This window comes from Marinobacter sp. MMG032 (assembly GCF_040112695.1).
Classification (GTDB): domain Bacteria; phylum Pseudomonadota; class Gammaproteobacteria; order Pseudomonadales; family Oleiphilaceae; genus Marinobacter; species Marinobacter salsuginis.
Map to the genome: position 1 here is coordinate 1,582,622 of NZ_CP157802.1, position 24,859 is coordinate 1,607,480.

The 24,859-nt window shown below is 55.9% G+C and carries 30 protein-coding genes; all 30 read right to left on the minus strand.

The window, feature by feature from the left end; all coding sequences use genetic code 11:
• Nucleotides 1-6: 6 nt before the first annotated feature.
• Nucleotides 7-1,329 carry a preprotein translocase subunit SecY gene (gene secY / locus ABNF92_RS07275; RefSeq protein ID WP_064230335.1) on the minus strand — a complete coding sequence of 441 codons (1,323 nt, stop codon included), beginning with the start codon at nucleotides 1,327-1,329 and terminating at the stop codon, nucleotides 7-9.
• 17 nt (nucleotides 1,330-1,346) lie between these two features.
• Nucleotides 1,347-1,781, minus strand: a complete 435-nt coding sequence (rplO, locus tag ABNF92_RS07280; RefSeq protein WP_069185085.1) for a 50S ribosomal protein L15 — start codon at nucleotides 1,779-1,781, stop codon at nucleotides 1,347-1,349.
• A 1-nt stretch (nucleotide 1,782) separates the two neighbouring features.
• Entirely contained in the window at nucleotides 1,783-1,971 is a 189-nt protein-coding gene (gene rpmD, locus ABNF92_RS07285) for a 50S ribosomal protein L30 (protein ID WP_012139786.1), read from the minus strand.
• 4 nt (nucleotides 1,972-1,975) lie between these two features.
• Entirely contained in the window at nucleotides 1,976-2,476 is a 501-nt protein-coding gene (gene rpsE, locus ABNF92_RS07290) for a 30S ribosomal protein S5 (protein ID WP_008174892.1), read from the minus strand.
• A 12-nt stretch (nucleotides 2,477-2,488) separates the two neighbouring features.
• The gene (gene rplR, locus ABNF92_RS07295; protein ID WP_041341459.1) at nucleotides 2,489-2,836 is read right to left on the minus strand and encodes a 50S ribosomal protein L18; all 348 of its coding nucleotides are present in this window, start codon (nucleotides 2,834-2,836) and stop codon (nucleotides 2,489-2,491) included.
• A 9-nt stretch (nucleotides 2,837-2,845) separates the two neighbouring features.
• Nucleotides 2,846-3,379, minus strand: a complete 534-nt coding sequence (rplF, locus tag ABNF92_RS07300; RefSeq protein ID WP_008174888.1) for a 50S ribosomal protein L6 — start codon at nucleotides 3,377-3,379, stop codon at nucleotides 2,846-2,848.
• Between the two features lie 9 nt (nucleotides 3,380-3,388).
• The gene (gene rpsH / locus ABNF92_RS07305; RefSeq protein ID WP_069185084.1) at nucleotides 3,389-3,781 is read right to left on the minus strand and encodes a 30S ribosomal protein S8; all 393 of its coding nucleotides are present in this window, start codon (nucleotides 3,779-3,781) and stop codon (nucleotides 3,389-3,391) included.
• An 88-nt stretch (nucleotides 3,782-3,869) separates the two neighbouring features.
• Nucleotides 3,870-4,175, minus strand: a complete 306-nt coding sequence (gene rpsN / locus ABNF92_RS07310; protein WP_012139779.1) for a 30S ribosomal protein S14 — start codon at nucleotides 4,173-4,175, stop codon at nucleotides 3,870-3,872.
• Nucleotides 4,176-4,187: 12 nt separating this feature from the next.
• Nucleotides 4,188-4,727: a 50S ribosomal protein L5 gene (rplE, locus tag ABNF92_RS07315; RefSeq protein ID WP_008174883.1), complete on the minus strand. Its 540-nt coding sequence runs from the start codon at nucleotides 4,725-4,727 to the stop codon at nucleotides 4,188-4,190.
• A 15-nt stretch (nucleotides 4,728-4,742) separates the two neighbouring features.
• Nucleotides 4,743-5,063 (minus strand): 50S ribosomal protein L24, encoded by a 321-nt coding sequence (gene rplX, locus ABNF92_RS07320; protein ID WP_069185083.1) that lies wholly within the window; start codon nucleotides 5,061-5,063, stop codon nucleotides 4,743-4,745.
• A gap of 17 nt (nucleotides 5,064-5,080) precedes the next feature.
• On the minus strand, nucleotides 5,081-5,449 hold the full coding sequence (gene rplN, locus ABNF92_RS07325) for a 50S ribosomal protein L14 (protein WP_007154005.1): 369 nt from the start codon (nucleotides 5,447-5,449) through the stop codon (nucleotides 5,081-5,083).
• Nucleotides 5,450-5,467: 18 nt separating this feature from the next.
• The gene (gene rpsQ, locus ABNF92_RS07330) at nucleotides 5,468-5,734 is read right to left on the minus strand and encodes a 30S ribosomal protein S17 (RefSeq protein WP_008174879.1); all 267 of its coding nucleotides are present in this window, start codon (nucleotides 5,732-5,734) and stop codon (nucleotides 5,468-5,470) included.
• Between the two features lies 1 nt (nucleotide 5,735).
• Nucleotides 5,736-5,927, minus strand: a complete 192-nt coding sequence (gene rpmC, locus ABNF92_RS07335; RefSeq protein ID WP_008174877.1) for a 50S ribosomal protein L29 — start codon at nucleotides 5,925-5,927, stop codon at nucleotides 5,736-5,738.
• Nucleotides 5,927-6,340: a 50S ribosomal protein L16 gene (rplP, locus tag ABNF92_RS07340; protein WP_069185082.1), complete on the minus strand. Its 414-nt coding sequence runs from the start codon at nucleotides 6,338-6,340 to the stop codon at nucleotides 5,927-5,929. The genes rpmC and rplP overlap by 1 nt, the downstream gene beginning before the upstream one ends.
• Before the next feature lie 12 nt (nucleotides 6,341-6,352).
• Nucleotides 6,353-7,036, minus strand: a complete 684-nt coding sequence (gene rpsC, locus ABNF92_RS07345; RefSeq protein ID WP_008174872.1) for a 30S ribosomal protein S3 — start codon at nucleotides 7,034-7,036, stop codon at nucleotides 6,353-6,355.
• A gap of 11 nt (nucleotides 7,037-7,047) precedes the next feature.
• Nucleotides 7,048-7,380, minus strand: a complete 333-nt coding sequence (gene rplV / locus ABNF92_RS07350) for a 50S ribosomal protein L22 (protein ID WP_069185081.1) — start codon at nucleotides 7,378-7,380, stop codon at nucleotides 7,048-7,050.
• Nucleotides 7,381-7,396: 16 nt separating this feature from the next.
• Nucleotides 7,397-7,672: a 30S ribosomal protein S19 gene (gene rpsS, locus ABNF92_RS07355; RefSeq protein ID WP_007154011.1), complete on the minus strand. Its 276-nt coding sequence runs from the start codon at nucleotides 7,670-7,672 to the stop codon at nucleotides 7,397-7,399.
• 23 nt (nucleotides 7,673-7,695) lie between these two features.
• Nucleotides 7,696-8,523: a 50S ribosomal protein L2 gene (rplB, locus tag ABNF92_RS07360; RefSeq protein ID WP_069185080.1), complete on the minus strand. Its 828-nt coding sequence runs from the start codon at nucleotides 8,521-8,523 to the stop codon at nucleotides 7,696-7,698.
• A gap of 17 nt (nucleotides 8,524-8,540) precedes the next feature.
• Nucleotides 8,541-8,834, minus strand: a complete 294-nt coding sequence (gene rplW, locus ABNF92_RS07365; protein WP_008174862.1) for a 50S ribosomal protein L23 — start codon at nucleotides 8,832-8,834, stop codon at nucleotides 8,541-8,543.
• Nucleotides 8,831-9,436, minus strand: coding sequence for a 50S ribosomal protein L4 (gene rplD / locus ABNF92_RS07370; protein ID WP_008174860.1), 606 nt, complete (start codon nucleotides 9,434-9,436; stop codon nucleotides 8,831-8,833). The genes rplW and rplD overlap by 4 nt, the downstream gene beginning before the upstream one ends.
• 11 nt (nucleotides 9,437-9,447) lie before the next feature.
• Nucleotides 9,448-10,086 (minus strand): 50S ribosomal protein L3, encoded by a 639-nt coding sequence (rplC, locus tag ABNF92_RS07375; protein ID WP_008174858.1) that lies wholly within the window; start codon nucleotides 10,084-10,086, stop codon nucleotides 9,448-9,450.
• A gap of 76 nt (nucleotides 10,087-10,162) precedes the next feature.
• Nucleotides 10,163-10,474 (minus strand): 30S ribosomal protein S10, encoded by a 312-nt coding sequence (rpsJ, locus tag ABNF92_RS07380; RefSeq protein ID WP_004580743.1) that lies wholly within the window; start codon nucleotides 10,472-10,474, stop codon nucleotides 10,163-10,165.
• 185 nt (nucleotides 10,475-10,659) lie between these two features.
• On the minus strand, nucleotides 10,660-11,856 hold the full coding sequence (tuf, locus tag ABNF92_RS07385; protein ID WP_202348123.1) for an elongation factor Tu: 1,197 nt from the start codon (nucleotides 11,854-11,856) through the stop codon (nucleotides 10,660-10,662).
• Between the two features lie 35 nt (nucleotides 11,857-11,891).
• Nucleotides 11,892-13,997 carry an elongation factor G gene (gene fusA, locus ABNF92_RS07390; RefSeq protein WP_153634814.1) on the minus strand — a complete coding sequence of 702 codons (2,106 nt, stop codon included), beginning with the start codon at nucleotides 13,995-13,997 and terminating at the stop codon, nucleotides 11,892-11,894.
• An 18-nt stretch (nucleotides 13,998-14,015) separates the two neighbouring features.
• A complete protein-coding gene (gene rpsG / locus ABNF92_RS07395) occupies nucleotides 14,016-14,486 on the minus strand; it encodes a 30S ribosomal protein S7 (RefSeq protein WP_008174847.1) in 471 nt (156 codons plus the stop codon).
• A gap of 114 nt (nucleotides 14,487-14,600) precedes the next feature.
• A complete protein-coding gene (gene rpsL, locus ABNF92_RS07400; RefSeq protein WP_008174844.1) occupies nucleotides 14,601-14,975 on the minus strand; it encodes a 30S ribosomal protein S12 in 375 nt (124 codons plus the stop codon).
• A 167-nt stretch (nucleotides 14,976-15,142) separates the two neighbouring features.
• Nucleotides 15,143-19,357: a DNA-directed RNA polymerase subunit beta' gene (gene rpoC / locus ABNF92_RS07405; RefSeq protein ID WP_069184022.1), complete on the minus strand. Its 4,215-nt coding sequence runs from the start codon at nucleotides 19,355-19,357 to the stop codon at nucleotides 15,143-15,145.
• Nucleotides 19,358-19,433: 76 nt separating this feature from the next.
• A complete protein-coding gene (gene rpoB / locus ABNF92_RS07410; RefSeq protein WP_291910492.1) occupies nucleotides 19,434-23,513 on the minus strand; it encodes a DNA-directed RNA polymerase subunit beta in 4,080 nt (1,359 codons plus the stop codon).
• A gap of 241 nt (nucleotides 23,514-23,754) precedes the next feature.
• Complete coding sequence (rplL, locus tag ABNF92_RS07415; RefSeq protein ID WP_069184021.1) at nucleotides 23,755-24,132, minus strand: 50S ribosomal protein L7/L12; 378 nt, start codon at nucleotides 24,130-24,132, stop codon at nucleotides 23,755-23,757.
• A gap of 40 nt (nucleotides 24,133-24,172) precedes the next feature.
• Nucleotides 24,173-24,703: a 50S ribosomal protein L10 gene (gene rplJ, locus ABNF92_RS07420; protein ID WP_064228578.1), complete on the minus strand. Its 531-nt coding sequence runs from the start codon at nucleotides 24,701-24,703 to the stop codon at nucleotides 24,173-24,175.
• Between the last annotated feature and the right edge of the window lie 156 nt (nucleotides 24,704-24,859).

Sequence of the window (24,859 nt, forward strand, 5' to 3'; positions counted from 1 at the left end):
ACGGGGTTAACCGTTCCGACCATAGCCCTTGAGATTGGACTTCTTCATCAGTGATTCATACTGATGGGACATCAGGTGCGACTGAACCTGCGCCATGAAATCCATCACCACGACTACAACAATCAGCAGTGAGGTACCGCCCAGATAGAACGGAACATTCCCGGCCACCATCAGGAACTGAGGGAACAGGGAAACCGCTGCAATGTACATTGCACCGAACAGCGTCAGTCGGGTCAGAACACCATCGATATACTTGGCAGTCTGATCACCAGGACGAATGCCCGGAATAAACGCTCCAGAGCGCTTGAGGTTATCCGCAACTTCTTTCGGGTTGTACATCAGCGCTGTGTAGAAGAAGCAGAAGAAAACCACTGCTGCCGCAAACAGGATAATGTACAACGGCTGGCTTGGCGCCAGGGCCTGTGAGATATCACTCAACCATTCCATACCTTCGCCCTGGCCGAACCACTGACCCAGAGATGCAGGGAACAGCAGAATGGATGAGGCGAAGATCGGCGGAATGACACCCGCCATGTTCACCTTCAAAGGCAAATGGCTGGACTGCTGAGCAAACACCCGGCGCCCCTGTTGCCGCTTGGCGTAGTTGATCGTCAACCGGCGCTGACCGCGCTCCATGAACACCACGAAGCCAATTACAGCAACCGCAAGAACGCCAATACCCAGGACGACCAGCAGGCTCATCTCACCATTACGGGCCTGCTCGAGCGTCTGACCGATAGCGCCGGGCAACCCGGCAACAATACCGGCGAAGATCAGGAGAGAAATGCCGTTACCGACACCCCGCTCGGTGATCTGCTCGCCAAGCCACATCATGAACACGGCGCCACTTACGAACGACACAACTGCCACGAAGTGGAAGCTGAAGCTGTCATTGAAGGTGACACCCTGTGATGCCAGGCCGACAGAAATACCAAAACCCTGAACCAGGGCCAGGATAACCGTACCATACCGCGTGTACTGGCTGATCTTACGACGACCAGCTTCGCCTTCTTTTTTCAGCTGCTCAAGCTGCGGGCTGACCGCAGTCATGAGCTGCATGATAATAGAGGCCGAAATATACGGCATAATACCGAGAGCGAAGATACTCATGCGCTCAAGCGCACCACCGGAAAACATGTTGAACATGCTCAGGATTGTGCCCTGGTTCTGTTCAAACAGTGCCGCCAGACGGTCGGGGTTGATACCCGGCACAGGGATGTGGGCACCGATCCGGTACACCAGCAATGCCAGGAAGACAAACCAGAGCCGCGATCGCAGCTCTGCCAGTCCTTTACCCGCGCCCGCAGGCAATGATGCGTTCTTGGCCATTTAGTCCTCGACTCGCCTTAGTCTTCGACTTTACCACCCGCGGCAGAAATTGCCTCGCGCGCGCCTTTGGTTACCCGAAGTCCCTTCACGGTTACCGGCCGGCTCAATTCACCAGACAGGATAACCTTGGCTTCGCGAATTTCCCCGCGAATGATGTCCGCCTTCTTCAGGGCTTCCAGATCCACCACATCGCCTTCAACCTTCGCCAGTTCGTTCAGGCGGATTTCTGCAACGTAACGCTGCTGACGGGAGGTGAAACCAAACTTCGGCAGACGACGGGCCAACGGCTGCTGACCACCCTCGAAACCGGGCGCTACGCTGCCGCCGGAACGGGATTTCAGACCTTTGTGACCACGACCGCCGGTTTTACCGAGACCGCTACCGATACCACGACCGACACGCTTGGGTGCCTGGCGTGAACCGGGTTCCGGACTAAGTTCGTTCAGACGCATCTTAGTTCTCCTCAACCCGAACCAGGTAATCAACCCGGTTGATCATGCCGCGGATAGACGGAGTATCTTCCACTTCCACGGTGTGACCGATTTTACGAAGACCCAGGCCCTTGACGCACAGCTTGTGCTTGGGCTGGCAGCCGATGGGGCTGCGGGTCAGAGTTACTTTGATCGTTTTTGCGTTCGCCATGACTTCAACCCAGAATCTCTTCCACGGTCTTACCGCGCTTGGCTGCAATATCTTCAGGCGCTTGAGTTGCCTGGAGACCCTTGATGGTGGAACGTACCACGTTCACCGGGTTGGTAGACCCGTAACACTTGGACAGTACGTTCTGAACACCCGCCACTTCCAGTACCGCACGCATCGCACCGCCGGCGATGATACCAGTACCTTCGGAAGCTGGCTGCATGTAGACCTTGGAGCCGCCATGCTGAGCCTTAACCGGGTATTGCAGGGTAGTGCCGTCAAGCGGAACTTCTACCATGTTCTTGCGTGCAGCTTCCATGGCCTTCTGGATGGCGACCGGCACTTCACGCGCCTTGCCACGACCGAAACCAACGCGACCTTTACCATCACCCACTACTGTCAGTGCGGTGAAGGCGAAAATACGGCCACCTTTAACAACCTTGGCGACACGATTGACCTGGACCAGCTTCTCCTGGAGCTCAGGCGCCTTCTGTTCGTTAACGCTCATCTTCTCCACCTCTTAGAATTGCAAGCCAGCTTCACGGGCTGCGTCGGCCAGAGCCTGAATACGGCCGTGATAACGGTAACCGGAGCGGTCAAAAGCAACCTGCTCAACACCTGCTGCCTTGGCACGCTCAGCAATCAGCTGACCAACCTTCTTGGCAGCGTCCACGTTACCGGTTGCACCCTGGCGCAGTTCCTTATCCAACGTGGAGGCAGAAGCCAGCACTTTGCTGCCGTCTGCAGTCGTGACCTGGGCGTACATGTGACGCGGTGTGCGGTGAACGCACAGGCGATTGGTACCCAGTTCACGGATCTTCATGCGCACTTTGCGTGCGCGACGCAATCTTTCGTTATTCGCGCTCATAGTCCCGCCTTATTTCTTCTTGGCTTCTTTGCGTCTGACCTGCTCATCCGCATAACGAACACCCTTACCCTTATAAGGCTCGGGCGGACGGAACGCGCGGACTTCCGCAGCGACCTGGCCAACCTGTTGCTTGTCGATACCGCGAATCACAACTTCCGTATTGGACGGAGTTTCTGCGGTAATCCCCTCGGGCAGCTCGTACTCGACCGGGTGAGAAAAACCCAGTGTCAGATTGAGCTTCTTACCTTGCGCCTGGGCACGGTAACCTACGCCCGTCAGCTGGAGTTTACGTTCCCAGCCTGTGGAAACACCGGTCACCATGTTGTTGACCAGTGCACGAGTAGTACCAGCAAGAGCGCGGGACTTTGTAGCACCATCGCGGGCCGCAAAGCGCAGAACATTCTCTTCCTGCTTTACTTCAACCGCCTGGTGAATGGTGATTTGAAGCGCTCCCTTGGAACCCTTCACACTAATTTCCTGTCCGTTCAGCTTAACCTCAACACCGGAAGGCAGCACGACAGGATTATTGGCAACCCTGGACATGTGTATCTCCTAGAATACGGTGCAGATGACTTCGCCACCCACGCCAGCAGCTCGTGCGGCGCGGTCTGTCATAACGCCCTTGGACGTTGAGACAATCGCGACTCCCAGACCACCGGATACTTTCGGCAGTTCCCCAGCGCCTTTGTACTGGCGCAGACTCGGACGGCTGACCCGCTTGATCTCTTCAATAACCGGCTTACCACCGAAGTATTTCAGAGTAATCGTCAGCTCGGGCTTCGCGTCGGCTGAAACGGAGAAATCGTCAACGTAACCTTCGTCCTTGAGGACCTGGGCTACGGAGATCTTCATCTTTGAAGACGGCATCGTAACGTCTGCTTTTGATGCCATCTGTGCATTACGGATACGGGTAAACATATCCGCAAGCGTGTCTTGCATACTCATTGGTATGAGGCTCCTGATCTTTTTAGTTGTGCAGCGGCTTGCCGCACCGCTTACCAACAGGCACCTGACCGAAGTCAGGATGCCTATCTTACCAGCTTGCCTTGGTCAGGCCCGGAACGTCACCGCGCATGCCGTATTCACGGAGCTTGATCCGTGACAGCTCGAACTTGCGCAGAACGCCGTGGGGACGACCAGTCACCTGGCAACGATTACGAAGACGTGAGGGAGAAGCATCGCGAGGAAGCTGCTGAAGCTTCATCTGTGCATCCCAACGCTCTTCATCGCTGGTATTCGGGTTCTTGATAATCGCCTTGAGCTCGGCACGCTTCGCTGCAAACTTTGCAACGGTCTTTTCGCGCTTGAGCTCACGGTTTTTCATGGAAACCTTAGCCATTACACTCGTTCCTTATTTCTTGAACGGAAAGCCGAAGGCTTTCAACAGTTCGCGACCTTCATCGTCGGTACCGGCAGTGGTGGTAATGGTGATGTCCAGACCACGGATCTTGTCGACTTTGTCGTACTCGATCTCTGGGAAAATGATCTGCTCACGCACACCCATGCTGTAGTTACCACGACCGTCGAACGACTTGGGATTCAGACCCCGGAAGTCACGAATGCGGGGAACCGCAATGTGAACCAGGCGATCAAAGAAGTCCCACATACGCTCGCCGCGCAGGGTAACCTTACAGCCGATAGGCCAACCTTCACGGATCTTGAAACCCGCAACGGATTTACGTGCCTTGGTAACAACGGCTTTCTGACCTGCCAGGCGCTCAAGATCCGCCACGGCATTTTCAATCAGCTTCTTGTCACCAACCGCTTCGCCGACACCCATGTTAAGGGTGATCTTTTCGATACGCGGCACCTGCATGATGTTCTTGTAGCTGAACTCTTTCTGCAGGGCGGGTACCACTTCCTTACTGTACTGCTCTTTCATGTTAAGCATCGTAACCACCACCGCTTACTGGTTATCGACAGCTTCATTCGTGGACTTGAAGATCCGCACTTTTGCGCCGTCTTCCTTGATCTGGAAGCCTACGCGATCGGCTTTGCCGGTCTGCGGATTAAAAATAGCCACGTTGGAAGCCTGGATAGGTGCTTCTTTTTCGACGATGCCACCTGGGGTGCCCAGCATCGGGTTCGGCTTGGTGTGCTTCTTGATCATATTGATCCCTGAAACAACCATGCGGCCATCGTCCTGAACCTTCAGGACTTTACCACGTTTGCCTTTGTCTTTCCCCGTGGTGACGATTACTTCGTCATCTCGTTTGATCTTTTTCATAACCGGCCTCTGGTCCTTTAAAGTACTTCGGGTGCCAGTGAGATAATTTTCATGAACTTCTCATTACGCAGTTCACGGGTAACCGGTCCGAAGATACGGGTACCGATAGGAGCGTCCTGATTGTTCAGAAGTACTGCCGCGTTTCCGTCGAAACGGATCAGCGAACCGTCGGGACGGCGAACACCCTTACGAGTGCGCACCACGACAGCTTTCAGGACCTGGCCTTTCTTCACCTTACCGCGGGGAATGGCTTCCTTGACGGTCACCTTGATGATATCCCCAACGCTGGCATAACGCCGGTGTGAACCGCCCAGGACCTTGATGCACATCACCTGACGCGCACCGCTGTTATCCGCGACTTCAAGCATTGTTTGAGTCTGAATCATGGTTGTTCTCCGGGCGAATTACACCTTGGATGCACGTTCAGTGACTTCCACCAGGGCCCAGCTCTTGGTCTTGGAGACCGGACGGGTTTCCTGAATGGTCACAGTGTCACCGATGTTGCACTGATTGCTCTCATCGTGAGCGTGGATCTTGGTTGAACGCTTCATGTACTTACCGTACAACGGGTGTTTCACCTGACGCTCGACCAGCACCACGATGGATTTCTCCATCTTGTTGCTCACGACCTTGCCGCTCAGAGTTCTGGCAGTTTGGGTAGCTTCGGTCATGTCACTGTCCTGCCTTTTCGTTCAATACTGTTTTCACGCGAGCGATGTCGCGCTTCACCTTGCCGAGAAGGTGAGACTGATTCAGCTGACCTGTCGCCTTACGCATGCGCAGGTTGAACTGCTCCTTCAGGAGGTCGATCAGCTCTTTGTTCAGCTCCTCGACTGACTTTTCACGCAGCTCTGTTGCTTTCATCACATCACCGTCCTCGTTACAAAGGTGGTCTGTACCGGCAGTTTGGCCGCGGCGAGAGTGAACGCATCGCGTGCTACGTCTTCAGCAACGCCTTCCATCTCGTAGAGCATGCGGCCTGGCTGGATTTCAGCCACCCAATACTCGACAGAACCTTTACCTTTACCCATTCGAACTTCAAGCGGCTTGCTGGAGATCGGCTTGTCCGGGAAAATCCGGATCCAGATCTTTCCGCCCCGCTTGATGCGGCGAGTCATGGTACGACGTGCCGCCTCAATCTGGCGCGCAGTTATACGCCCACGACTGGTCGCCTTCAATCCGTATTCACCGAAGCTCACCTTGTTGGCGCGGTGAGCAAGACCGGTGTTACGGCCTTTCATTACCTTGCGGAATTTGGTGCGTTTTGGTTGCAGCATAAGAGTGCCCCTTTACTTAGAACCTTTCTTCCCAGAGGCTTTCTTGTCAGCACGGACCTGCTCCATACCACCAAGAATCTCACCTTTGAAGATCCATACCTTGACGCCGATTACGCCGTAAGTGGTATGCGCTTCGTAGGTTGCGTAATCAATATCTGCACGCAGAGTGTGCAGAGGAACGCGACCTTCGCGATACCACTCGGAACGCGCGATTTCAGCACCCCCGAGACGACCGCCTACCTGGATCTTGATACCCTTGGCACCCTGGCGCATGGCGTTCTGTACCGCACGCTTCATAGCGCGACGGAACATCACACGACGCTCCAGCTGGCCGGCAACGTTTTGCGCTACCAGGCGGGCATCGAGGTCCGGCTTGCGGACTTCTTCGATGTTGATGTGCACAGGCACACCCATCATGTCGCTGACTTCGCGACGCAGACGATCAACATCTTCACCCTTCTTACCGATAACAATACCGGGACGGGCAGTATGGATCGTGATACGGGCGTTCTGAGCAGGGCGCTCGATCACAATCTTGCTGACAGACGCCTTAACCAGACGCTTGTCGAGGAACTCACGAACCTGAATGTCATTCAGCAGGTTCTTGGAGTATTCCTTTTTGTCGGCATACCAGACTGAGTTGTGCTCTTTGATCACACCCAGGCGAATGCCGGTTGGATTTACTTTATGACCCATCTGAGCATCTCCTACTTGTCGGCGACCTTGACGGTGATATGGCAGGTGCGCTTGAAAATACGGTCAGCGCGCCCCTTGGCTCGAGCTTTGATTCGCTTGAGCGTCGGACCCTCATCCACCATGACGGTGGAAACCCGCAGTTCGTCAACGTCCAGACCTTCGTTGTGCTCAGCGTTGGCGATGGCGGACTCAAGAGCTTTCTTGATCACGACCGCCGCCTTCTTCGGGCTGAAAGTCAGAATGTTCAGGGCGTCCTCAACAGCCTTGCCGCGTACTTGGTCAGCGACAAGACGTGCTTTCTGAGCTGAGAGGCGAGCGCCCTTGTACTTGGCTGCTACTTCCATTTCGATTACCTCAGAATCAGCGTTTAGCTTTCTTGTCGGCCGCATGACCACGATAAGTACGCGTTGCCGCGAACTCACCCAGCTTATGTCCAACCATATCTTCGGTGACATAAACCGGCACGTGCTGCTTGCCGTTGTGGACTGCAATGGTCAGGCCTACCATCTCTGGAAAGACTGTTGACCGGCGGGACCAGGTTTTGATCGGCCGCTTGTCGTTAGCTTCCAGAGCTGCCTCGACCTTCTTCAACAGATGCAGGTCTATAAAAGGACCTTTCTTCAAAGAACGTGGCACAGCAATTACCTCTATGTAGTCGTTTACTTGGCCGAACGACGACGTACTATCATCTTGTCAGTACGCTTGTTCTTACGAGTCTTATGCCCTTTGGTCGGAACACCCCACGGAGTAACCGGGTGACGCCCGCCAGAGGTACGCCCTTCACCACCACCATGCGGGTGGTCAACTGGGTTCATAGCAACACCACGTACTGTTGGCCGTTTGCCGCGCCAACGTGATGCACCCGCTTTACCAAGCTGCTTGAGGCTGTGCTCGCTGTTGGATACTTCACCCAGCGTTGCACGGCAATCTACAAGCACCTTACGCATTTCACCTGAGCGCAGGCGGATGGTGGCATATGCACCTTCCCGGGCAACCAGCTGTACGGATGCGCCCGCAGAGCGAGCCAGCTGTGCACCTTTGCCAGGCTTGAGTTCGACGCAGTGGATCACAGAACCGACCGGAATGTTCCGGAGCGGCAGAGTGCTACCCACCTTGATTGGCGCGTCGATACCAGAGCGCACAGGATCACCGATCTGCATACCCTTGGGAGCGATAATGTAGCGACGCTCGCCATCGGCATACTTCAGCAGTGCAATGTGCGCAGAGCGGTTCGGATCGTATTCCAGGCGCTCAATGACCGCCGGGATACCATCTTTGGTCCGCTTGAAATCGATGACACGGTAGTGCTTCTTGTGGCCACCACCCGTGTGACGGGTTGTGATGCGGCCTACATTGTTACGACCACCCGTCTTGTTCTTTCTTTCTACCAACGGCTCGTAGGGGCGCCCAGTATGGAGATCCGGGTTGTAAAGCTTTACAACGTGACGGCGTCCGGCAGATGTTGGTTTGGTTTTGACGATCGGCATATTACGACCCCTTTACCTTATTCCACATCCAGAAAATCGATGTCCTGACCTTCTGCCAGCTTGACGTAAGCCTTACGAATGTCATTACGCTTGCCGAACCCGCGGATAGTGCGCTTGAGCTTACCCTTACGGTTCAGAACCTGAACACCTTCTACGGTGACGTTGAACAGCTGCTCAACGGCTTTCTTGATCTCGGGCTTGGTGGCATCGGGTGCTACACGAAACACAACCTGACCACGCTCTGCTGCCAGAGACGCTTTTTCCGATACGTGCGGTCCAAGCAGGACCTTGTAAATACGTTCCTGATTCATCCCAGCATCTCCTCGATCTTCTTCAGAGCGGGAACGGTCACAACGACCTTCTCGAAGGCAACCAGGCTAACCGGATCGAGGCCAGCAATATCACGCACATCAACGTGCGGGATGTTGCGTGAGGCCAGGTGCAGGTTCTGCTCGACGTTGTCGGACAGAATCAGCGCATTGGTCACACCGATGTCCTTCAGCTTGGCGTTGAATGCCTTGGTCTTCGGGCTGTCAACGTTCATGTCGTCAACAACAACCAGACGCTCCTGGCGAACCAGCTCGGAAAAAATGGAGCGCATCGCTGCGCGGTACATTTTGCGGTTAACCTTCTGCTCGAAGCCACGAGGCTTGGCAGCAAAGGTAACGCCACCGGAGCGCCAGATCGGGCTGCGGATGGTACCAGCTCGGGCACGACCGGTGCCCTTCTGACGCCATGGCTTCTTACCGCCACCGCTTACTTCGGAACGCGTCTTCTGAGCCTTGGTACCCTGGCGGGCGCCTGCCATGTAGGCAGTCACAACCTGGTGAACCAGCGACTCGTTAAAATCTTTGGCGAATGCGGCGTCGGAAACAGAAATTCCTTTGCCGCTACCTGTAATAGTCAATTCCATCGCACCGCTCCTCAGGCTTTAACTGCAGGCTTGATGACAACATCGCCGCCAGTTGCGCCGGGAACGGCACCACTTACCAGCAGCAGGTTGCGCTCGGCGTCGACACGGACGATCTTCAGGTTCTGCACAGTTACCTGAGCGTTACCCATCTGGCCCGCCATCTTTTTGCCCTTGAATACCTTGCCCGGAGTCTGGTTCTGACCAATGGAACCCGGAGCACGGTGAGACAGAGAGTTACCGTGAGTGGCGTCCTGCATAGAGAAGTTCCAGCGCTTTACGCCGCCCTGGAAGCCTTTACCCTTGGACTGACCGATGGCATCAACCACCTGACCGTCCTCAAATACAGAAGCTGTAATTTCGCCACCGGCGGCCAGGTCTTCACCTTCGCCATCAGCAAGACGGAATTCCCACATACCACGACCGGCTTCAACGCCAGCCTTGGCAAAATGGCCCGCTTCGCTCTTGGTAACACGAGAGGAACGACGAGTACCGACTGTCACCTGTACGGCGCGGTAGCCATCGCTTTCAAGAGTTTTCAGTTGGGTAATGCGGTTGGGCTCAACCTCGATTACCGTTACGGGCAGCGCCTGCCCATCTTCCGTAAAAATACGGGTCATACCGGCCTTACGACCGACAACACCAATTGCCATGTTTCACCTCTTAAGTGTACGGGGCTCTCACCCTCTATGGCCTTATGACAGTTACACAGACTAATACCGGGCGGTATTAGCCGAGGCTGATCTGAACGTCTACACCTGCTGCCAGGTCCAGTTTCATCAGAGCATCTACTGTCTTTTCCGTCGGCTCAACGATGTCGAGCAAACGCTTATGCGTACGAATTTCATACTGATCGCGCGCGTCCTTGTTGACGTGCGGAGAGATCAATACGGTGTACTTTTCCTTCCGCGTCGGCAGAGGGATAGGGCCACGCACCTGAGCGCCGGTCCGCTTGGCGGTATCGACGATCTCCTGCGTGGACTGGTCGATCAGGCGATAATCAAACGCCTTCAACCGGATTCGAATTTTTTGGCTTTGCATGATGCACCAAACTCCACTCGTAGCAGCTACTTGTTAGCCGACCTTCAAAAAAAGGAGCCGCATTGTATGCATAATACCCAACCCTGTCAACAACAATGCTGGTTGACCAGGTCAGGCAGGCTTTGCGACTGAAACAGAAAAAGGGGCTGAAGAATCAGCCCCTTTTTCCTGATCAAACGAGGAGATTACTCGATGATCTTGGAGACTACGCCGGCACCAACGGTACGGCCGCCTTCACGAATCGCGAAGCGCAGACCATCTTCCATGGCGATCGGAGCAATCAGGGTAACACTCATCTTGACGTTGTCACCCGGCATAACCATTTCCACACCTTCCGGCAGCTCGCAAGAACCGGTTACGTCGGTAGTACGGAAGTAGAACTGCGGACGGTAGCCCTTGAAGAACGGGGTATGACGACCACCTTCTTCTTTGGACAGTACGTACACTTCGCACTCGAACTTGGTGTGCGGAGTGATCGAACCCGGAACCGCCAGAACCTGACCACGCTCAACGTCGTCACGCTTGGTACCACGCAGCAGCGCACCAATGTTCTCACCGGCACGGCCTTCGTCCAGCAGCTTGCGGAACATCTCAACACCGGTACAGGTAGTCTTGACAGTGTCTTTCAGACCTACGATCTCAACTTCGTCACCAGTCTTGATAACACCACGCTCAACACGGCCTGTTACAACAGTACCACGACCGGAGATGGAGAAGACGTCCTCGATCGGCATCAGGAACGGCTGATCGATCGCACGCTCCGGCTCAGGGATGTAGTCATCCAGAGCTTCTACCAGCTTCTTGACAGCGGTAGTACCCATCTCGTTGTCATCCTTGCCTTCCAGCGCCATCAGCGCGGAACCAGTGATGATCGGAGTGTCGTCGCCCGGGAAGTCGTACTGGCTCAGCAGATCACGAACTTCCATCTCGACCAGCTCGAGCAGCTCTTCATCGTCTACCATGTCCGCTTTGTTCAGGAACACAACGATGTAAGGTACGCCAACCTGACGAGACAGCAGGATGTGCTCACGGGTCTGCGGCATGGGGCCGTCAGCTGCGGAGCAAACCAGGATCGCGCCGTCCATCTGTGCCGCACCAGTGATCATGTTCTTAACATAGTCAGCGTGGCCCGGGCAGTCTACGTGAGCGTAGTGACGGGTCGGTGAATCGTACTCAACGTGGGAGGTGGCGATGGTGATACCACGCGCACGCTCTTCCGGTGCGTTATCGATCTGATCGAATGCACTGGCGGTACCTGTACCCCAAACTTCGTGACATACGCGGGTCAGCGCTGCGGTCAGGGTGGTCTTACCATGGTCAACGTGACCGATGGTGCCTACGTTCAAGTGCGGTTTACTACGCTCAAATTTTTCTTTAGACACGGTTACACCTCTTCCTGTTTCTTAAGTCCTGGGGATCAACCCTTTTTAATGATCGCTTCGGCAATGTTCGAAGGCGCCTCTGAATAACCAGAGAACTCCATCGCGTAGGACGCCCGGCCTTGCGTTGCAGAACGCAAGTCGGTGGCGTAACCGAACATTTCCGACAACGGAACCTCTGCACGGATGACCTTACCGGCAGGACCTTCGTCCATGCCCTGGATGACACCACGACGACGGTTGAGGTCGCCAACAACATCACCCATGTAGTCTTCCGGCGTCACAACTTCAACACGCATGATCGGCTCGAGCAGTGCCGGGTTCGCCTCAAGGGCACCCTTCTTCATTGCCATGGAACCGGCGACCTTAAAGGCCATCTCGTTGGAGTCGACGTCGTGATAGGAACCGTCATACAGGGTTGCCTTGATACGCAGCAGCGGATACCCGGCCAGACAGCCGTTCTGCATCTGCTCTTCAATACCCTGTTGAACTGCCGGGATGTATTCCTTGGGAACAACACCACCAACAATCTCATTCACGAAGATAAAGTTTTCGCCATCTTCATCATCCAGCGGCAGCGGCTCAAGCTTCAGCTTGACGTGACCGTACTGACCACGACCACCGGACTGACGGACGAATTTGCCTTCGACGTCTACCGGCTTGCGGATGCACTCACGGTAGGCAACCTGCGGCTTACCGATGTTGGCCTCTACCTTGAACTCGCGACGCATACGGTCAACGATGATGTCCAGGTGAAGCTCACCCATACCGGAGATGATGGTCTGACCGGACTCCTCGTCGGTACGGACACGGAAAGACGGATCTTCCTGAGCCAGTTTACCGAGAGCAACGCCCATCTTTTCCTGGTCGGCCTTGGACTTCGGCTCAACCGCAACGGAAATTACCGGCTCCGGGAATTCCATGCGCTCGAGAATGATCTTGTGATTCTCGTCGCACAGGGTGTCACCAGTGGTCACACTCTTCAGACCGATAGCTGCGGCAATGTCGCCCGCCAGAACTTCTTTGATTTCCTGACGATCCTTCGAATGCATCTGAACCATACGGCCGACGCGCTCTTTCTTGCCCTTCACCGAGTTGTAGACGGCATTACCGGACTCAAGCTTACCGGAGTAAACCCGGAAGAAGGTCAGAGTACCTACGAACGGGTCGGTAGCAATCTTGAACGCCAGAGCGGCGAACGGTGCATCGTCGTCAACCGGACGGGTTTCCTCGGTGCCTTCGTCGTCAACTTCACCACGAATGGCCTTGACTTCGTCCGGCGCAGGCAGGAACTCGATAACAGAGTCCAGAACCGCCTGAACACCCTTGTTCTTGAACGCAGAACCACAGGTAGCAACAACGATTTCGTTGGCCAGGGTGCGCATGCGCAGACCCTTCTTGATATCGTCGATGGACAGCTCACCTTCTTCGAGGTACTTCTCCATCAGCTCTTCGTTGGCTTCTGCGGCCGCTTCAACCATCTGCTCGCGGTACATGGCGACTTCGTCTGCCATTTCCGCGGGAACATCTTTCTGCTCGTAGGTCGCACCGGAGTCAGCTTCGTTCCAGTAGATGGCCTTGTTACGGATCAGGTCCACGATACCGGCAAAGTTGTCCTCAGCACCGATCGGCAGCTGAATGGGAACACAGTTTGCGCCCAGACGCTTCTTGATCTGCTCAACAACGCGCAGGAAGTTGGCACCGGCACGGTCCATCTTGTTGACGAACACCATGCGGGGAACTTCGTATTTGTTGGCCTGGCGCCATACGGTCTCGGACTGGGGCTCAACACCGGAGGAACCACAGAACACAACAACCGCACCATCAAGCACACGCAGGGAGCGCTCTACTTCGATAGTGAAGTCAACGTGCCCCGGGGTGTCGATGATGTTGATCCGGTGCTCAGGGTACTGCTTGTCCATACCCTGCCAGAATGTCGTAGTCGCAGCAGAGGTGATGGTAATACCACGCTCCTGCTCCTGCTCCATCCAGTCCATGGTAGCTGCACCATCATGGACCTCACCGATTTTGTGGGAAATACCTGTATAGAACAGGACCCGCTCGGTGGTTGTGGTTTTGCCCGCATCAACGTGCGCACAAATACCAATGTTTCTGTAACGCTTGATAGGAGTCTTGCGTGCCACTGTATAAACCTCGGCTGATTAGAAACGGAAGTGAGAGAACGCCTTGTTGGCTTCTGCCATGCGGTGAACATCTTCACGCTTCTTAACAGCGGAGCCTTTGCTGTCAGCGGCGTCCAGGATTTCACCAGCCAGACGCTGAGCCATGGACTTCTCACCGCGCTTCCGTGAATATTCGACGAGCCAGCGCATGGCCAGCGCGTTCTGACGGGAAGGCCGTACTTCGACAGGCACCTGGTAAGTAGCACCACCCACACGACGGGACTTAACCTCAACCATCGGCTGGATGTTCTCCAGGGCCTTCTCGAACATGTCGATCGGCTCTTCCTTGGATTTCTCGGCAACAATATCCAGAGCGCCGTAAACAATGCGCTCTGCGGTAGACTTCTTGCCACTTTCCATCACGTGGTTGATGAACTTGGCAAGACGTGCACTGCCGAATTTCGGATCCGGGATAATTTCCCGTTTAGCTGCAACTCTTCTTCTAGGCATCGATAAGCCCTTATATATCTAAAAGGTCTTCAGGAACCCCTGAGATAGCAAATGCTACTCAGCCTTACTCTTACCGTTCTGACAAGCAACGATAAAAGACACCCGCTCGGGACATCAGGACTTGGGTCGTTTTGCACCGTACTTGGAGCGGCCCTGCTTACGGTTCTGCACACCCTGGGTGTCCAGCGTTCCGCGAACAGTGTGATAGCGCACACCCGGAAGGTCTTTTACTCGACCACCACGGATCAGCACAACACTGTGCTCCTGAAGGTTGTGACCTTCACCACCAATGTATGAGGAAACCTCGTAGCCGTTGGTCAGACGAACACGGCACACTTTACGCAGTGCTGAGTTCGGCTTCTTCGGCGTTGTGGTGTATACACGAGTGCACACACCACGGCGCTGAGGGCAGGCCTGGAGAGCAGGAACGTCGCTCTTGGCTACCTTGCGCTTACGAGGCTTACGCACCAACTGATTAATCGTTGCCATGTAAGCAAACTCCAAAAAACCGTATCAATGAAACTTACCCCCTGTGCAGGGGGTAAAATTTAAGGGACGCAAGTGTAAGCCTGCGCCCCCGGACAGTCAAGATGACTGGTCTCTTTTTGACCACCTCCCGGGTAGGTAACTACCCGGAGGCAGTGCGCCGGCCCAACTCAGCTTTCGCGGTTGAGCTCGGCACTCAGAGCTTCTTCCACGTCGGCCGCAGTCACGCCCTGCTCTTCCAGATCGCGCTTGCGACGACGCTCGTTGTGGTATGCCAGACCGGTACCGGCCGGAATCAGTCGACCAACCACAACGTTTTCCTTCAGGCCGCGCAGGTAATCACGCTTACCGGTAACCGCACCTTCGGTGAGCACCCGTGTGGTTTCCTGGAACGAAGCCGCAGAAATGAACGACTCGGTGGCCAGGGAAGCCTTGGTGATACCCAGCAACAGACGCTCGAACCGTGCCGGTTCTTTGTCGGCTGCATCGGCCTTCTCGTTCTCTTCCAGCACCTGGGTGATTTCCACCTGATCACCGGAAAGCAGGGTCGTATCACCCGGATCGGTGATTTCGACCTTGCGCAGCATCTGTCGAACGATAACCTCGATGTGTTTATCGTTGATGACAACGCCCTGCAGACGGTAAACGTCCTGGATCTCGTTGGTGATGTACTTGGCCAGCTCGACCACACCCAGCAGACGCAGAATGTCGTGCGGGTTGGACGGGCCGTCAGAAATCACCTCGCCCTTCTCAACCGTTTCACCTTCGAAGACGTTGAGCTGACGGTGCTTCGGAATCAGCACTTCGTAAGCGTCGCCGTCTTTCGGCGTGATCACCAGGCGCTTCTTGCCCTTGGTTTCCTTGCCGAAGGACACCACGCCGCTGATTTCAGCAAGAATGGACGATTCCTTCGGACGACGGGCTTCGAACAGGTCGGCAACCCGCGGAAGACCACCGGTGATATCCCGGGTCTTGGAGCTTTCCTGCGGGATCCGGGCCACCACATCACCCAGCTCGACATTGGCGCCGTTGGCCATGGTGACCAAGGCGTTCGCCGGCAGGAAGAAGATCGCCGTGCCGCCGCCCGGCAGCTCAACCTCTTCGCCCTTGTCGTCCACCAGCTGGATGGCCGGACGAATGTCCTTGCCAGCGGCTGGACGTTCTTTGGAGTCAATAACCTCCATAGTGGACAGACCGGTGAGCTCGTCCGCCTGGGTACGGACAGTGATGCCCTCCTCCATGTTGACGAACTTGGCTGTACCCTTGGCTTCCGCGATGATCGGGTGCGTATGCGGGTCCCACTTGGCAACTACAACACCGGCCTCTACCTGATCGCCATTCTTCACGGAGAGCACAGCGCCGTACGGCAGCTTATACCACTCGCGCTCACGCCCCTGCTCGTCCGCAATGGCCAGGGCAGAAGAACGGGAAACCACTACCAGGGAACCATCGATCTTCTCGATAGACTTCAGGTTGTGCAGGCGCACGGTACCGCCGTGCTTGACCTGGATGTTATCCACAGCGGAAGCCCGGCTCGCGGCACCACCGATGTGGAAGGTCCGCATGGTCAGCTGGGTACCCGGCTCACCGATGGACTGAGCTGCGATAACACCAACGGCCTCACCCACGTTGACCTCATGGCCACGGGCCAGATCGCGGCCATAGCACTTGGAACAGATGCCGTGGCGGGTCTCACAGGTAATGGCAGAGCGAACCCAGATTTCGTCAACACCAGCGCGCTCCACCATCTCGACGGTTTTCTCGTCGAGCAGGGTACCGGCAGGCACAACAGCATTGTCCTTGTCGGTCGGTGTAAACACGTCACGCGCGGTCACTCGACCCAGAACCCGGTCACCCAGGGGCACAACAACGTCGCCACCCTCGATGTGCGGCGTCATCAGCAGACCTTCATCGGTGCCACAGTCAGGCTCGGTAACCACCAGATCCTGGGACACGTCGACCAGACGACGGGTGAGATAACCGGAGTTCGCGGTCTTCAGGGCGGTATCTGCCAGACCCTTACGGGCACCGTGCGTGGAAATGAAGTACTGCAGTACGTTCAGACCTTCACGGAAGTTCGCGGTAATCGGCGTCTCAATGATGGAGCCATCCGGCTTGGCCATCAGGCCACGCATACCAGACAGCTGACGGATCTGGGCAGCGGAACCCCGGGCACCGGAGTCCGCCATCATGTACACGGAGTTGAACGACTCCTGCATGAGATCCTCGCCGTCCTCACCTTTCACCGGCTGGCCGTCCGGACCAATCACCTGCTCCTTGGACAAACGCTCCATCATGGCCTTGGAGACCTTGTCGTTGGCCCGGGACCAGATATCGATCACCTTGTTGTACTTCTCGCCCTGGGTCAGAAGACCGGACGCGTACTGGGTCTCGATGTCCTTCACCTCTGCGGAGGCGGCGTCTACCAGCTCGTACTTCTCCGGCGGAATCTCGAAATCGTTGAAACCGATCGAGATGCCGGAAACGGTGGCGTAGTGATAACCCATGTACATTAGCTGATCCGCGAAAATGACGGTGTCTTTCAGACCCGCATCGCGATAGCAGGTGTTGATCAGGTTGGAGATCGCCTTCTTGACCATCGGCTTGTTGATCAGCTCGTAGGACAGGCCATCCGGCACGATGTCGAACAACAGCGCCCGACCAACCGTGGTATCAACAATCTTGTATTCTTCGGTGCGAGAGCCATCTTCAGCAATCGCTACTTCCTTCACACGAACCTTGACGATCGCCTGAAGGTCGACCTTGCCAGCGCCGTAGGCACGATGTGCCTCTTTGACGTCGGCAAACACCATACCCTCGCCCAGGGCGCTCTTGCGCTCACGGGTCATGTAGTACAGCCCGAGTACCACGTCTTGGGACGGCACGATGATCGGCTCGCCGTTAGCCGGCGACAGTACGTTGTTGGTGGACATCATCAACGCACGGGCTTCGAGCTGGGCTTCCAGGGTCAGCGGTACGTGCACCGCCATCTGGTCACCGTCAAAGTCGGCGTTGTACGCAGCACACACCAGCGGGTGCAACTGGATGGCCTTACCTTCGATCAGAACCGGCTCGAACGCCTGGATACCCAGACGGTGCAGGGTCGGCGCACGGTTCAGCATGATGGGGTGCTCACGGATGACTTCGTCCAGGATATCCCAGACCACGCCTTCCTCACGCTCAACCATCTTCTTGGCGGCCTTGATGGTGGTCGCCAGGCCGCGGTGCTCGAGCTTGGAGAAGATAAACGGCTTGAACAGTTCCAGAGCCATCTTCTTGGGCAGACCACACTGGTGCAGGCGCAGGTAGGGACCTACCACGATCACCGAACGACCGGAGTAGTCCACACGTTTACCCAGCAGGTTCTGACGGAAACGACCCTGCTTACCCTTGATCATGTCGGCCAGGGACTTCAGCGGGCGCTTGTTAGTGCCGGTGATGGCACGGCCACGACGACCGTTGTCCAGCAGCGCATCAACCGCTTCCTGAAGCATCCGCTTCTCGTTGCGCACGATGATGTCCGGCGCGTTCAGTTCCAGCAGGCGCTTGAGACGGTTGTTCCGGTTAATCACCCGACGGTAAAGATCGTTCAGATCAGAGGTCGCGAAGCGGCCACCGTCCAGCGGTACCAGCGGACGCAGATCCGGCGGCAGAACCGGCAGCACGGTCATCACCATGTCGCCCGGCTTGTTGCCGGAGTACAGGAACGCCTCAAGAATCTTCAGACGCTTGCTGAACTTCTTGATCTTGGTTTCGGAGTTGGTCTGCGGGATTTCCTCACGCAGTGCATCAACCTCTTCCTGCAGATCGATACCTTCGAGGAGCTCCTTGACCGCTTCGGCACCCATGCGGGCGTCGAACTCGTCACCGAATTCTTCCAGGGCTTCGTAATACTGCTCGTCGTTCAGCAGCTGCCCTTTCTCCAGGGTGGTCATCCCCGGATCGATCACGATAAAGGATTCGAAGTACAGGACCCGCTCGATATCGCGCAGGGTCATGTCCAGCATCAGGCCAATGCGGGACGGCAGTGACTTCAGGAACCAGATGTGGGCGACCGGGCTGGCCAGCTCGATATGGCCCATGCGCTCGCGACGCACGCTGGCCAGTGCAACCTCAACACCACACTTCTCGCAGATGACGCCGCGGTGCTTGAGGCGCTTGTACTTACCGCACAGGCACTCGTAGTCCTTGATCGGGCCGAAGATCTTGGCACAGAAAAGACCGTCGCGCTCCGGCTTGAAGGTACGGTAGTTAATGGTCTCAGGCTTCTTCACTTCGCCAAAGGACCAGGAACGAATCATGTCAGGCGACGCCAGGCCAATGCGGATGGCGTCGAATTCCTTGCTTTGGTTCTGGCTCTTGAGAAGATTCAGCAAATCTTTCATCAGTAAAAGCTCCGGATGGCGTTAATCTCGGGCGGGCACTTCGCGTGCCCGCTCACGCTGCCAAAAACTATTCGGCTCACTCGGATTCCAGCTCGATGTCGATACCCAGCGAGCGGATTTCCTTGACAAGAACGTTGAAGGATTCGGGCATGCCCGGCTCCATCCGATGATCGCCATCGACAATGTTCTTGTACATCTTGGTCCGACCGTTCACGTCATCAGACTTGACGGTGAGCATCTCCTGCAGCGTGTAAGCTGCGCCGTAGGCCTCAAGGGCCCACACTTCCATCTCACCGAAGCGCTGGCCACCGAACTGCGCCTTACCACCCAGCGGCTGCTGGGTAACCAGGCTGTAAGAACCGGTGGAACGAGCGTGCATCTTGTCGTCGATCAGGTGGTTCAGCTTCAGGATGTACATGTAGCCAACCGTCACCGGGCGGTCGAACGCATCACCGGTGCGACCATCATAAAGCTTGGTCTGCCCCGTTGTGCTCATACCCGCCAGCTCAAGCATACGCTTGACCTCGGCTTCCTTGGCGCCATCGAATACCGGCGTTGCCATGGGCACGCCGCCCCGAAGGTTGTGGCACATCTCCAGGATTTCCTTGTCGGACAGGGAATCCAGATCCACCTTGAACACTTCGTCTGAGTGATTGTAGATCTCATCCAGGAGCTTGCGTAATTCAGCTACCTTGCGCTGCTCGTCCAGCATCTGGCTGATACGCTCACCCAGACCCTTCGCTGCCGCGCCCAGGTGAGTCTCAAGCACCTGACCTACGTTCATCCGCGAGGGAACACCCAGCGGGTTCAGAACTACGTCAACCGTGTTGCCGTGCTCGTCGTAAGGCATGTCTTCGATCGGCATAACCGAGGAAATAACACCCTTGTTACCGTGACGACCGGCCATCTTGTCACCCGGCTGGATACGACGCTTGATAGCCAGGTATACCTTGACGATTTTCAGTACGCCCGGTGCGAGATCGTCGCCCTGCTGAAGCTTGCCTTTCTTGTCGTCAAAGCGCGCTTCGTGTTCCTTCTTGCGCTCTTCCAGACCCTGCTCGGATTTCTCCAGCAGTTCGTTCAAGCCCTCATCTTTCATCCGGAGCTTGAACCAGTCGGAACGCGGCAGCTCAGCCAGGTAGCTCTCGTCCAGGGTAGCGCCCTTCTTCAGGCCCGGCCCACTGATCACTTCCTGCCCTTTCAGAGCACTCATCAGACGCTCGAATGTGGCACCTTCGACAATCCGGTACTCGTCCTTCAGATCCTTGCGGTACTGGTCCAACTGCTCTTTCTCGATGGACTGGGCACGCTGATCCTTCTCGATACCGTCGCGGGTAAAGACCTGCACGTCGATAACGGTGCCGCGGGTACCTGTCGGCACACGGGAGGAGGTGTCCTTCACATCAGACGCCTTCTCACCGAAGATGGCACGCAGCAGCTTTTCTTCTGGTGTCAGCTGGGTTTCACCTTTCGGTGTTACCTTGCCTACCAGTATGTCGCCGGGGCCAACTTCAGCACCGATGTAAACAATACCGGACTCATCCAGCTTGGACAGCGCACTTTCACCAACGTTCGGAATATCCGCGGTAATTTCTTCGCTACCCAGCTTGGTATCCCGAGCCACACAGGTCAGTTCCTGGATGTGGATGGTGGTCAGGCGATCTTCCTGCACCACTTTCTCGGAGATGAGGATGGAGTCCTCAAAGTTGTAACCGTTCCAGGGCATGAACGCGATGCGCATGTTCTGCCCCAGGGCCAGTTCACCCAGATCCACGGACGGACCGTCGGCCAGCACGTCGCCACGGGCAATCACGTCACCCTGACGCACGATGGAACGCTGGTTGATACAGGTGTTCTGGTTTGAACGGGTGTACTTGGTCAGGTTGTAGATATCCACACCTGCATCACCCGCTTCGGTTTCCTCGTTATTGACACGAACTACGATACGGGCCGCGTCGACACTCTCAATCACACCGCCACGACGGGCCGTGACACAGACACCGGAGTCCTGCGCCACCGTACGCTCTACACCCGTACCTACGAGAGGTACCTGGGAACGCAGGGTCGGAACCGCCTGACGCTGCATGTTGGCACCCATCAGTGCCCGGTTGGCGTCGTCGTGCTCGAGGAACGGAATCAGAGACGCGGCCACCGAAACTACCTGGCGCGGAGAGACGTCCATGAAGTTGACGCTTTCCGGCGGAGTAACGGTAAATTCGTTCTGATGGCGAACGGTAACCAGCTCGTCAGTCAGACGCTTGGTCTTCTCGTCCATGGCTGCGCTGGCCTGGGCAATGACGTAGTTGCTCTCCTCGATAGCGGACAGGTAAACCACTTCATCGGTGACCACGCCATTTTCGACCTTCCGGTACGGGCTCTCGAGGAAACCGTAGGAGTTGGACCGCGCATAAGTCGCCAGCGAGTTGATCAGACCGATGTTCGGACCTTCCGGCGTTTCGATCGGACATACGCGACCGTAGTGGGTCGGGTGTACGTCACGAACCTCAAAGCCTGCACGCTCACGGGTCAGACCGCCAGGGCCCAACGCAGAGATACGACGCTTGTGCGTGACCTCGGAGAGCGGGTTGTTCTGGTCCATGAACTGGGACAACTGGCTGGAGCCGAAGAATTCTTTAACCGCGGCGGCCACCGGCTTGGCGTTAATCAGATCCTGCGGCATCAGGCCTTCACTTTCAGCAAGGCTCAGACGCTCACGAACCGCGCGCTCAACGCGCACAAGCCCGACACGGAACTGGTTTTCGGCCATTTCGCCAACACAGCGAACACGACGGTTACCCAGGTTATCGATGTCGTCCACATTGCCCTGGCCGTTACGGATATCGATCAGAGTCTTCAGAACATCGATGATGTCTTCGTGAGTCAGCGTGCCTTCACCGGTGCTCTCTTCACGGCGCAGACGACGGTTGAGCTTCATCCGGCCAACCGCAGACAGGTCGTACCGCTCTTCAGAGAAAAACAGGTTGTTGAACAGATTCTCAGCCGACTCCTTGGTGGGCGGCTCACCCGGGCGCATCATACGGTAGATCTCAACCAGCGCTTCCAGCGGCGTGCGGGTCGGATCGATACGCAGGGTGTCGGACATGAAGGGTCCGCAGTCCAGGTCGTTGGTGTAAAGGGTTTCGATTTCCTTCACGCCAGCGTCGAGGATCTTGGTAACCAGCTCTTCGGTCAGCTCAGAGTTACACTCAACCAGCACTTCCCCAGAAGCCTGATCGATCATGTCTTTGGCCAGTACGCGGCCGTACAGGTACTCGGTTGGCACCTCGAGCTCGTTGATACCGGCTTTTTCCAACTGCTTGATGTGGCGAGCAGTAATCCGGCGGCCTTCCTCAACAATCACGTTGCCGTCATTGTCTTTGATATCGAAGGTCGCAATGTCACCACGCAGACGGCTCGGCACCAGCTCCAGCTTGCACACTTCCGCGCCCAGGCTGAACTTACTGGTTTCGAAGAACATATCGAGCATCTGCTCGGAGGTGTAGCCCAGGGCACGAAGCAGTATCGACGCCGGCAGCTTACGGCGACGGTCGATACGAACGAACACGGAGTCCTTCGGGTCGAACTCGAAGTCCAGCCAGGAACCACGGTAAGGAATCACCCGAGCCGAGTACAGAAGCTTGCCTGAGGAATGGGTCTTGCCCTTGTCGTGATCGAAGAACACACCTGGAGAACGGTGGAGCTGGGAAACAATAACACGCTCGGTACCATTGATAACGAAGGTACCGTTCTCGGTCATCAGGGGCATTTCGCCCATGTAGACTTCCTGCTCTTTAATGTCCTTGATCGCCTTGTTGGACGATTCCTTATCGTAAATGATAAGGCGGACCTTCACCCGCAGCGGCGCTGCATAGGTTACGCCCCTAAGCTGGCATTCCTTGACATCAAAAACCGGCTCGCCAATACGATAACTGACGTATTCGAGCGCGGCATTGCCAGAGTAACTGACAATCGGGAATACGGATTTGAATGCTGCGTGAAGACCGGTTTCCCGGCGGTCTTCAGGAGCGGCTTCCATTTGGAGGAAGTCCCGGAACGAATCCAGCTGAATAGACAGCAAATAGGGGACGTCCATCACGGAAGGCAATTTACTAAAATCTTTGCGAATCCGCTTTTTCTCAGTGTAGGAGTAAGTCATCTGCATTCCCCAGCTTTAGACCTGATACCTGGTATCAAGAAGCAACCAATGTTCTGCTTCGGGGCCGAATTGCTCGGCTTGTCGCGCCGTCTTGAACAAGACTCTGGCTGTAGGTTATAGATCTGACATCAACCTGCAATTGCTCACCAGACTCTATAGCATATACAACAGAAAAAGGCCGGTGGCCTAAAGCCACCAGCCTGTCCATGCTTATTGCACGGTTTCGATCAACAGCCGACTCTTACTTGAGCTCAACAGAAGCGCCTGCTTCCTCAAGCTTCTTCTTGGCTTCTTCAGCGTCGTCTTTGCTAGCGCCTTCCTTGATAACGGAAGGAGCGCTGTCGACCATTTCCTTAGCTTCTTTCAGACCCAGGCCGGTCAGTTCACGAACAGCCTTGATTACGTTTACTTTCTTCTCACCAGGACCGGTAAGTACAACGTCAAACTCGGTCTGCTCTTCAGCAGCGGCTTCGCCACCACCAGCAGCGGCCGGAGCAGCGGCAACGGCTGCAGCGGCGGATACACCGAATTTTTCTTCCATTGCTTCAACCAGCGCAACAACGTCCATTACGCTCATTTCAGCAATTGCGTTCAAAATGTCTTCGTTAGACAGAGCCATGACTTTCTCCCAAAAATATAAAAAATGGTGTTCAACAGAATCAAGCAGCTTCTTGCTTCTGGTCGCGAACTGCCGCTACAGCACGAGTCACTTTCGAAGGAACTTCGTTCAGTGTCCGTGCCAGCTTGGTGATCGGTGCCTGTGTTACAGCGGCCAGCATTGTCAGTGCTTCGTGACGTGTTGGCAGCTTGGCAAGACGGTCGATCTGGTCTGCACCCATCAGCTCTCCGCCGACGGCCAGGCCTTTAATCTCGAACGCTTCTTTCTCTTTGGCAAAATCCTTCAGCAGACGCGCTGCCGCGCCCGGATCTTCCATAGAGAATGCCAGAATGGTCGGACCAACCAGGGCTTCGTCGATGCACTCGAACTCGGTACCACGAATCGCAATCTTAGCGAGGTTGTTACGAACAACCTTCAGACGCACGTTTTCGGCACGAGCCTTGGCACGAAGCGCCGTCATGTCACCAGAGGTAACACCACGGTAGTCAGCCATAACCACAGACAGAGCACCACCGGCAGTCTCGTTGACTTCAGCGACGATCGCTTTCTTGTCTTCGAGTCTAATTGCCACTGGATTTCTCCTCGATTTCGCCGGGTCTTCCCGGCAAACCCACATATACCCCTCGCGGGGCTCCTAACGGTGTTTGGGTTCAGAGAGAACGTCTTCACACCGTCTGCGCAGGCGTTGCTTTAACCCTTGTGACCCTCTGCATGCAGAGGGTCTCGG

What these genes read in the sequence shown, in the direction of transcription:
- rpsJ (WP_004580743.1), bottom strand. Translation starts at nt 10,474, where the DNA reads ATGCAAAGCCAAAAAATTCGAATCCGGTTGAAGGCGTTTGATTATCGC.
- rpoC (WP_069184022.1), bottom strand. Translation starts at nt 19,357, where the DNA reads ATGAAAGATTTGCTGAATCTTCTCAAGAGCCAGAACCAAAGCAAGGAA.
- rplN (WP_007154005.1), bottom strand. Translation starts at nt 5,449, where the DNA reads ATGATTCAGACTCAAACAATGCTTGAAGTCGCGGATAACAGCGGTGCG.
- rpsL (WP_008174844.1), bottom strand. Translation starts at nt 14,975, where the DNA reads ATGGCAACGATTAATCAGTTGGTGCGTAAGCCTCGTAAGCGCAAGGTA.
- rpsE (WP_008174892.1), bottom strand. Translation starts at nt 2,476, where the DNA reads ATGAGCGTTAACGAACAGAAGGCGCCTGAGCTCCAGGAGAAGCTGGTC.
- rplC (WP_008174858.1), bottom strand. Translation starts at nt 10,086, where the DNA reads ATGGCAATTGGTGTTGTCGGTCGTAAGGCCGGTATGACCCGTATTTTT.
- rplE (WP_008174883.1), bottom strand. Translation starts at nt 4,727, where the DNA reads ATGCTTAACATGAAAGAGCAGTACAGTAAGGAAGTGGTACCCGCCCTG.
- secY (WP_064230335.1), bottom strand. Translation starts at nt 1,329, where the DNA reads ATGGCCAAGAACGCATCATTGCCTGCGGGCGCGGGTAAAGGACTGGCA.
- rplD (WP_008174860.1), bottom strand. Translation starts at nt 9,436, where the DNA reads ATGGAATTGACTATTACAGGTAGCGGCAAAGGAATTTCTGTTTCCGAC.
- rplV (WP_069185081.1), bottom strand. Translation starts at nt 7,380, where the DNA reads ATGGAAGTAGCAGCCAAGTACAAGGGCGCTCGCCTCTCAGCTCAGAAA.
- rpsH (WP_069185084.1), bottom strand. Translation starts at nt 3,781, where the DNA reads ATGAGTATGCAAGACACGCTTGCGGATATGTTTACCCGTATCCGTAAT.
- rplO (WP_069185085.1), bottom strand. Translation starts at nt 1,781, where the DNA reads ATGCGTCTGAACGAACTTAGTCCGGAACCCGGTTCACGCCAGGCACCC.
- rpoB (WP_291910492.1), bottom strand. Translation starts at nt 23,513, where the DNA reads ATGACTTACTCCTACACTGAGAAAAAGCGGATTCGCAAAGATTTTAGT.
- rpsN (WP_012139779.1), bottom strand. Translation starts at nt 4,175, where the DNA reads ATGGCTAAGGTTTCCATGAAAAACCGTGAGCTCAAGCGCGAAAAGACC.
- rpmC (WP_008174877.1), bottom strand. Translation starts at nt 5,927, where the DNA reads ATGAAAGCAACAGAGCTGCGTGAAAAGTCAGTCGAGGAGCTGAACAAA.
- rpsC (WP_008174872.1), bottom strand. Translation starts at nt 7,036, where the DNA reads ATGGGTCATAAAGTAAATCCAACCGGCATTCGCCTGGGTGTGATCAAA.
- rplR (WP_041341459.1), bottom strand. Translation starts at nt 2,836, where the DNA reads ATGAGCGCGAATAACGAAAGATTGCGTCGCGCACGCAAAGTGCGCATG.
- rplB (WP_069185080.1), bottom strand. Translation starts at nt 8,523, where the DNA reads ATGCCGATCGTCAAAACCAAACCAACATCTGCCGGACGCCGTCACGTT.
- rplP (WP_069185082.1), bottom strand. Translation starts at nt 6,340, where the DNA reads ATGCTGCAACCAAAACGCACCAAATTCCGCAAGGTAATGAAAGGCCGT.
- rplL (WP_069184021.1), bottom strand. Translation starts at nt 24,132, where the DNA reads ATGGCTCTGTCTAACGAAGACATTTTGAACGCAATTGCTGAAATGAGC.
- rpsQ (WP_008174879.1), bottom strand. Translation starts at nt 5,734, where the DNA reads ATGACCGAAGCTACCCAAACTGCCAGAACTCTGAGCGGCAAGGTCGTG.
- rplF (WP_008174888.1), bottom strand. Translation starts at nt 3,379, where the DNA reads ATGTCCAGGGTTGCCAATAATCCTGTCGTGCTGCCTTCCGGTGTTGAG.
- rpsG (WP_008174847.1), bottom strand. Translation starts at nt 14,486, where the DNA reads ATGCCTAGAAGAAGAGTTGCAGCTAAACGGGAAATTATCCCGGATCCG.
- rplX (WP_069185083.1), bottom strand. Translation starts at nt 5,063, where the DNA reads ATGAAAAAGATCAAACGAGATGACGAAGTAATCGTCACCACGGGGAAA.
- rpmD (WP_012139786.1), bottom strand. Translation starts at nt 1,971, where the DNA reads ATGGCGAACGCAAAAACGATCAAAGTAACTCTGACCCGCAGCCCCATC.
- rplW (WP_008174862.1), bottom strand. Translation starts at nt 8,834, where the DNA reads ATGAATCAGGAACGTATTTACAAGGTCCTGCTTGGACCGCACGTATCG.